Annotated in this window: 15 protein-coding genes; all 15 read left to right on the top strand. The window is 41.9% G+C overall.

The features are described 5' to 3' along the window. Positions 1–420: 50S ribosomal protein L4 (gene rplD / locus HP456_RS18405; RefSeq protein WP_172253787.1), on the top strand; the 420-nt coding region annotated here is incomplete at its 5' end. After that, entirely contained in the window at positions 420–704 is a 285-nt protein-coding gene (rplW, locus tag HP456_RS18410) for a 50S ribosomal protein L23 (RefSeq protein WP_216663343.1), read from the top strand. The genes rplD and rplW, both read left to right, overlap by 1 nt. A 30-nt stretch (positions 705–734) precedes the next feature. Next, the gene (gene rplB / locus HP456_RS18415; protein WP_172253788.1) at positions 735–1565 is read left to right on the top strand and encodes a 50S ribosomal protein L2; all 831 of its coding nucleotides are present in this window, start codon (positions 735–737) and stop codon (positions 1563–1565) included. 60 nt (positions 1566–1625) lie between these two features. Further along, positions 1626–1904, top strand: coding sequence for a 30S ribosomal protein S19 (gene rpsS, locus HP456_RS18420; protein WP_172253789.1), 279 nt, complete (start codon positions 1626–1628; stop codon positions 1902–1904). Between the two features lie 19 nt (positions 1905–1923). Next, positions 1924–2265 (top strand): 50S ribosomal protein L22, encoded by a 342-nt coding sequence (gene rplV, locus HP456_RS18425; RefSeq protein ID WP_172253790.1) that lies wholly within the window; start codon positions 1924–1926, stop codon positions 2263–2265. 3 nt (positions 2266–2268) lie between these two features. Beyond that, complete coding sequence (gene rpsC, locus HP456_RS18430) at positions 2269–2925, top strand: 30S ribosomal protein S3 (protein ID WP_172253791.1); 657 nt, start codon at positions 2269–2271, stop codon at positions 2923–2925. A 2-nt stretch (positions 2926–2927) separates the two neighbouring features. After that, positions 2928–3362: a 50S ribosomal protein L16 gene (gene rplP, locus HP456_RS18435; protein ID WP_032085277.1), complete on the top strand. Its 435-nt coding sequence runs from the start codon at positions 2928–2930 to the stop codon at positions 3360–3362. Beyond that, positions 3352–3555: a 50S ribosomal protein L29 gene (gene rpmC, locus HP456_RS18440; protein WP_032085278.1), complete on the top strand. Its 204-nt coding sequence runs from the start codon at positions 3352–3354 to the stop codon at positions 3553–3555. Before rplP ends, rpmC begins: the two co-directional genes overlap by 11 nt. A 20-nt stretch (positions 3556–3575) precedes the next feature. Beyond that, positions 3576–3839, top strand: a complete 264-nt coding sequence (gene rpsQ, locus HP456_RS18445) for a 30S ribosomal protein S17 (protein ID WP_032085279.1) — start codon at positions 3576–3578, stop codon at positions 3837–3839. 45 nt (positions 3840–3884) lie between these two features. Next, the gene (rplN, locus tag HP456_RS18450) at positions 3885–4253 is read left to right on the top strand and encodes a 50S ribosomal protein L14 (protein WP_032085280.1); all 369 of its coding nucleotides are present in this window, start codon (positions 3885–3887) and stop codon (positions 4251–4253) included. A 37-nt stretch (positions 4254–4290) separates the two neighbouring features. Further along, positions 4291–4602, top strand: coding sequence for a 50S ribosomal protein L24 (rplX, locus tag HP456_RS18455; protein ID WP_172253792.1), 312 nt, complete (start codon positions 4291–4293; stop codon positions 4600–4602). 26 nt (positions 4603–4628) lie between these two features. Then, complete coding sequence (gene rplE, locus HP456_RS18460) at positions 4629–5168, top strand: 50S ribosomal protein L5 (protein WP_071617122.1); 540 nt, start codon at positions 4629–4631, stop codon at positions 5166–5168. 24 nt (positions 5169–5192) lie between these two features. Further along, the gene (locus HP456_RS18465) at positions 5193–5378 is read left to right on the top strand and encodes a type Z 30S ribosomal protein S14 (protein ID WP_010191505.1); all 186 of its coding nucleotides are present in this window, start codon (positions 5193–5195) and stop codon (positions 5376–5378) included. A 30-nt stretch (positions 5379–5408) separates the two neighbouring features. Next, the gene (rpsH, locus tag HP456_RS18470; protein ID WP_172253793.1) at positions 5409–5807 is read left to right on the top strand and encodes a 30S ribosomal protein S8; all 399 of its coding nucleotides are present in this window, start codon (positions 5409–5411) and stop codon (positions 5805–5807) included. Between the two features lie 30 nt (positions 5808–5837). Further along, on the top strand, positions 5838–6043 hold a 206-nt coding region (locus HP456_RS18475), incomplete at its 3' end, for a 50S ribosomal protein L6 (RefSeq protein ID WP_172253795.1).

Genomic DNA, 6043 nt, shown 5'->3' on the forward strand with positions numbered 1-6043 from the left:
GGAACAGGTCGTGCTCGTCAAGGGTCAATCCGTTCTCCACAATGGCGCGGCGGTGGAGTTGTATTTGGACCGGTTCCACGCAGCTACAGCTACAAATTACCTAAGAAGGTTCGTCGCTTAGCGATCAAATCTGCGCTTTCTTCTAAAGTAGTGGAAGAAAACATCTTGGTATTAGAAGCATTATCATTTGATGCTCCAAAAACAAAAGAATTTGCTAACGTTCTAAAAGGTCTTTCTGTTAACGCTAAAACATTAGTCGTTACTGACGGTCTTGACGAAAATGTAGCACTTTCAGCTCGTAACATCCCTGGTGTAACAGTTGTTCCTGCAGATGGAATCAGCGTTCTTGATGTATTAGGACACGACAAACTAGTGATGACTAAATCAGCTGTTGAAAAAGTAGAGGAGGTGCTTGCATAATGGATGTACGTGAAATCATTAAGCGCCCCGTAATTACAGAAGCTTCTACAGATCTTATGTCTGAGAAAAAGTATACGTTCGAAGTAGATACTAGAGCGAACAAAACTCAAGTAAAAGACGCTGTTGAAGAAATCTTTGACGTAAAAGTTGAAAAAGTTAATGTCATGAACTACAAAGGTAAGTTCAAACGTATGGGTAAACACGCTGGTTACACTAACAAACGTCGTAAAGCAATCGTTAAACTTACTGCTGACAGCAAAGAAATCGAATTCTTTGAAGTATAATTCACTTAATTAAGAAGAGGAGGGAAAAACATGGCGATTAAAAAGTACAAACCTACCTCTAATGGTCGTCGCGGCATGACTAGCTCTGATTTCGCTGAAATCACTACGGATTCTCCGGAAAAGTCATTATTAGCACCCCTGCACAAAAAGGGTGGCCGTAACAACCAAGGTAAGTTAACAGTTCGTCATCAAGGCGGCGGTCATAAGCGTCAATACCGTATCATCGACTTCAAACGTGAAAAAGATGGTATACCTGGACGCGTTGCTACGATCGAATACGATCCAAACCGCTCTGCAAATATTGCACTAATCAACTATGCTGATGGAGAAAAGCGTTACATTCTTGCACCTAAGTCAATCGAAGTAGGTATGGAAGTAATGTCTGGACCTGAAGCGGATATCAAAACAGGTAATGCGTTACCACTTATCAACATCCCTGTTGGTACAGTAGTACACAATATCGAACTTAAACCAGGCAAAGGTGGACAGCTGGTACGTTCTGCTGGAACATCTGCACAAGTACTTGGTAAAGAAGGTAAATACGTTCTTGTACGTCTTAACTCTGGTGAGACTCGTATGATCCTTTCTGCTTGCCGCGCAACTGTCGGTCAAGTTGGAAATGAGCAGCACGAACTTATCAACATTGGTAAAGCTGGACGTTCCCGCTGGTTAGGCAAACGCCCAACGGTTCGTGGTTCTGTTATGAACCCTAACGATCACCCACACGGTGGTGGTGAAGGACGTGCACCAATCGGACGTAAATCACCAATGTCTCCATGGGGCAAACCTACTCTTGGATACAAGACACGTAAGAAGAACAACAAATCAGATAAATTTATTGTGCGTCGCCGCAAAAAATAACGGGGTTGAACTACGGTTCGCATCTAGAGCCGTAGACCAATCACGAAGGGAGGTTCAAACATGGGTCGTAGCTTAAAAAAAGGACCTTTTGTTGATGATCATTTAATGAGCAAGGTAGAAAAATTGAACGAAACTGATGGAAAGCAAGTGGTAAAAACTTGGTCCCGTCGTTCAACGATCTTCCCAGCATTCATCGGTCACACTATCGCAGTTTACGATGGTCGTAAACATGTACCTGTATACGTCACTGAAGACATGGTAGGGCACAAGCTTGGTGAATTCGCACCATCTCGTACTTACAAAGGCCATGCAAGTGATGATAAGAAAACAAGACGCTAATTGAGAGGAGGGTATCCTAATGCAAGCAAAAGCTGTTGCTAGAACAGTACGTATTGCTCCTCGTAAAGTACGTTTAGTCGTTGATCTAATCCGAGGTAAGCAAGTTGGAGAAGCAGTTGCGATTCTTAATCACACGCCTAAGGCAGCTTCACCAGTCGTTGAAAAAGTACTTAAATCTGCTATCGCAAACGCGGAGCATAATTATGACATGGATATTAACAGCCTGATCGTTACTGAGGCATATGTAAATGAAGGACCAACACTTAAACGTTTCCGTCCACGTGCGATGGGTCGTGCAAGTCAAATTAACAAACGTACAAGTCACATTACACTTGTAGTATCAGAAAAGAAGGAGGGATAATCCGTGGGTCAAAAAGTACATCCGGTCGGACTTCGTGTCGGTATAATTCGTGATTGGGAGTCTAAATGGTACGCAGACAAAGATTACGCTACACTTTTACACGAAGACTTAAAAGTACGTGAATATATTGCAAAACGTTTAGTAGACGCATCTGTTTCTAAAGTGGAAATCGAACGCGCTGCAAACCGTATCAACATTACTGTTCATACAGCTAAGCCTGGTATGGTTATCGGTAAAGGTGGTACTGAAGTTGAAGCTCTTCGTAAAGCTCTTAACGAACTGACTTCAAAACGTGTACACATCAACATCGTTGAAATCAAAAGAGCTGACGTTGATGCTAAATTAGTAGCAGAAAACATTGCTCGTCAATTAGAAAACCGTGTTTCTTTCCGTCGTGCTCAAAAGCAAGCGATCCAACGTGCGATGCGTGCTGGTGCAAAAGGAATTAAAACACAAGTATCTGGTCGTCTAGGCGGAGCTGACATCGCTCGTGCTGAACATTACAGTGAAGGTACTGTTCCACTTCATACTCTACGCGCTGACATTGACTATGCTCATGAAGAAGCTGACACTACTTACGGTAAGCTTGGTGTTAAAGTATGGATCTACCGTGGAGAAGTTCTTCCTACAAGAAAGAAATCTGAGGAAGGAGGCAAATAATTATGTTATTACCTAAACGCGTTAAACATCGTCGCGAACACCGTGGTAAAATGCGTGGTCGTGCTAAAGGCGGTCAGGAAGTTGCGTTCGGTGAATACGGTTTACAAGCTACAGAAGCTTCTTGGATCACAAACCGTCAAATCGAATCTGCTCGTATCGCTATGACTCGTTACATGAAACGTGGCGGTAAAGTATGGATTAAAATCTTCCCTCACAAACCTTACACTGCTAAGCCTTTAGAAGTACGTATGGGTTCTGGTAAAGGGGCTCCTGAAGGTTGGGTAGCAGTAGTCAAGCCTGGAAAGATCATGTTTGAAGTAGCTGGTGTTTCTGAAGAGGTTGCTCGTGAAGCTCTTCGTCTTGCAGCACACAAACTTCCTGTTAAATGTAAGTTTGTAAAACGAGAGGAAATTGGTGGTGAATCAAATGAAAACTAATGAAATTCGTGACCTAACCACTGCCGAAATAGAACAAAAAGTCAAAACTCTGAAAGAAGAGTTATTTAACCTTCGCTTCCAACTTGCGACTGGCCAGCTTGAAAACACTGCCCGCATCCGTGAAGTCCGCAAAGGGATCGCTCGTATGAAAACTGTAATCCGTGAAAGAGAGATCGGGGTTAACAATCGATAAATGAGAGGAGGTTTGCTTAAATGAGTGACCGCAACCAACGTAAGGTTTACACTGGCCGTGTTGTTTCCGACAAAATGGATAAAACAGTAACGGTTATGGTAGAAACTTATAAAAAGCATTCTCTATACGGCAAGCGCGTAAAGTACTCTAAGAAGTTTAAAACTCATGATGAGAACAACGAAGCAAAAGTAGGCGATATCGTACGTATCATGGAGACTCGTCCACTATCTGCTACGAAACGTTTCCGTTTAGTAGAAGTTGTTGAAAAAGCAGTTATTATCTAATATATTTGCTCGGATAATTTTTTATTCCGAAGGGAGGTAACCTACATGATTCAACAAGAATCACGTTTAAAAGTTGCTGACAACTCTGGTGCTCGTGAAGTATTAACGATTAAAGTTCTTGGTGGTTCTGGACGCAAGACTGCTAACATCGGTGATGTAATCGTATGTACAGTAAAACAAGCAACACCAGGTGGCGTTGTTAAAAAAGGTGACGTAGTTAAAGCAGTTGTCGTTCGTACTAAGTCTGGTGTTCGTCGTCAAGACGGTACTTACATCAAGTTCGACGAGAACGCATGTGTAATCATCCGTGACGATAAAGGACCGCGTGGAACTCGTATCTTCGGACCTGTCGCTCGTGAATTACGTGACAGCAACTTTATGAAAATTGTATCTTTAGCTCCAGAAGTTCTTTAATAGATTAGCATTGGGCCATTCAAGGAGGTGCGATGAAATGCATATAAAAAAAGGCGATAAAGTAGTGGTCATTACTGGGAAAGACAAAGGCAAAACGGGTGAAGTTCTTGCTGCGTTCCCTAAGAAAGACCGAGTGCTGGTTGAAGGAATCAACGTTGTGAAAAAACACGCCAAGCCTTCACAGATGAACCCGCAAGGCGGAATCATCAGCCAAGAAGCATCTATCCACGTATCAAATGTAATGCTTTTAGATCCGAAATCTAACGAGGCAACTCGTGTAGGTTATAAAACGGAAGACGGCAAAAAAGTACGTGTAGCAAAAAAATCAGGTGAAGTTCTAGATAAATAGTTCTATAAAGAAGGGAGGTATTCTGGATGAACCGCCTAAAAGAAAAATTCCAAAGTGAAATCAGTCCAGCTCTTGTGAGCAAATTCAATTACAAATCAGTAATGGAAGTACCTAAAGTTGAAAAGATCGTTGTAAACATGGGTATCGGTGATGCTGTTCAAAACTCAAAGGCTCTTGATGTAGCAGTTGATGAATTGACACAAATCACTGGTCAAAAACCAGTTGTAACGAAAGCAAAGAAATCTATCGCTGGCTTCCGTCTTCGTGAAGGTATGCCAATCGGTGCAAAAGTTACTCTTCGCGGAGAGCGTATGTACCAATTCTTAGATAAATTGATCTCTGTTTCTCTTCCACGTGTACGTGACTTCCGCGGTGTTTCTAAGAAAGCATTCGACGGTCGCGGTAACTACACTCTTGGAGTAAAAGAGCAATTGATTTTCCCTGAGATCGACTATGATAAAGTATCTAAAGTACGTGGTATGGATATCGTTATCGTAACTACTGCTAATTCAGATGAAGAAGCTCGTGAGTTATTAACTCAAATCGGAATGCCATTCCAAAAGTAATCGCTATATAAGGGAGGCGAAAATGTGGCTAAAAAATCAATGATTGCGAAACAAAAACGCACGCCAAAGCATAATGTTCAAGCGTACACACGTTGCGAACGTTGCGGACGTCCTCATTCAGTAATCCGTAAATTCAAGCTTTGCCGTATTTGTTTCCGTGAACTTGCATACAAGGGTCAGATTCCTGGCGTTAAGAAAGCTAGTTGGTAATACCCTATATTGGGAAGGAGGTAAATTATTATGACAATGACAGATCCAATTGCAGATTTGCTTACTCGCATCCGTAATGCGAACATGGTTCGTCACGAAAGACTGGAAGTTCCTGCTTCCAACATCAAGAAAGAAGTTGCTGAAATCCTCAAACGTGAAGGTTTCGTACGTGACGTAGAATATGTTGAAGATAACAAACAAGGTGTTATCCGCATTTTCTTGAAATATGGAGCAAACAACGAGCGCGTAATCACTGGATTGAAACGTATCTCTAAACCAGGTTTACGTGTATATGCAAAATCTACTGAAGTACCTAAAGTATTAAACGGATTAGGTATCGCACTTGTTTCCACTTCTCAAGGTGTTTTAACTGATAAAGAAGCTCGTGCACAACAAGTGGGCGGAGAAGTATTAGCTTACGTTTGGTAATATTTTTTAAATGAATGGAGGTGCAACAGGATGTCACGTGTAGGAAAACAGCCTATCGAAATGCCATCTGACGTTACTCTTACAGTGGGTGAAAATAACCTGGTAACTGTAAAAGGATCTAAAGGTGAACTTTCTCGTACATTCAGTTCTGATATTAAAATAGAATTAGAAGGTAACACAGTAACAGTTACTCGTCCTTCTGATGCAAAAGAACACCGCGCGTTACACGGTACAAC

This window comes from Bacillus haikouensis (assembly GCF_013179555.1).
Taxonomy (GTDB): Bacteria; Bacillota; Bacilli; order Bacillales; family Bacillaceae_B; genus Rossellomorea; species Rossellomorea haikouensis_A.

Coding starts and splice junctions, on each gene's coding strand:
- rplW (WP_216663343.1), top strand. CDS start 420: ATGGATGTACGTGAAATCATTAAGCGCCCCGTAATTACAGAAGCTTCT.
- rplB (WP_172253788.1), top strand. CDS start 735: ATGGCGATTAAAAAGTACAAACCTACCTCTAATGGTCGTCGCGGCATG.
- rpsS (WP_172253789.1), top strand. CDS start 1,626: ATGGGTCGTAGCTTAAAAAAAGGACCTTTTGTTGATGATCATTTAATG.
- rplV (WP_172253790.1), top strand. CDS start 1,924: ATGCAAGCAAAAGCTGTTGCTAGAACAGTACGTATTGCTCCTCGTAAA.
- rplP (WP_032085277.1), top strand. CDS start 2,928: ATGTTATTACCTAAACGCGTTAAACATCGTCGCGAACACCGTGGTAAA.
- rpmC (WP_032085278.1), top strand. CDS start 3,352: ATGAAAACTAATGAAATTCGTGACCTAACCACTGCCGAAATAGAACAA.
- rpsQ (WP_032085279.1), top strand. CDS start 3,576: ATGAGTGACCGCAACCAACGTAAGGTTTACACTGGCCGTGTTGTTTCC.
- rplN (WP_032085280.1), top strand. CDS start 3,885: ATGATTCAACAAGAATCACGTTTAAAAGTTGCTGACAACTCTGGTGCT.
- rplX (WP_172253792.1), top strand. CDS start 4,291: ATGCATATAAAAAAAGGCGATAAAGTAGTGGTCATTACTGGGAAAGAC.
- rplE (WP_071617122.1), top strand. CDS start 4,629: ATGAACCGCCTAAAAGAAAAATTCCAAAGTGAAATCAGTCCAGCTCTT.
- rpsH (WP_172253793.1), top strand. CDS start 5,409: ATGACAATGACAGATCCAATTGCAGATTTGCTTACTCGCATCCGTAAT.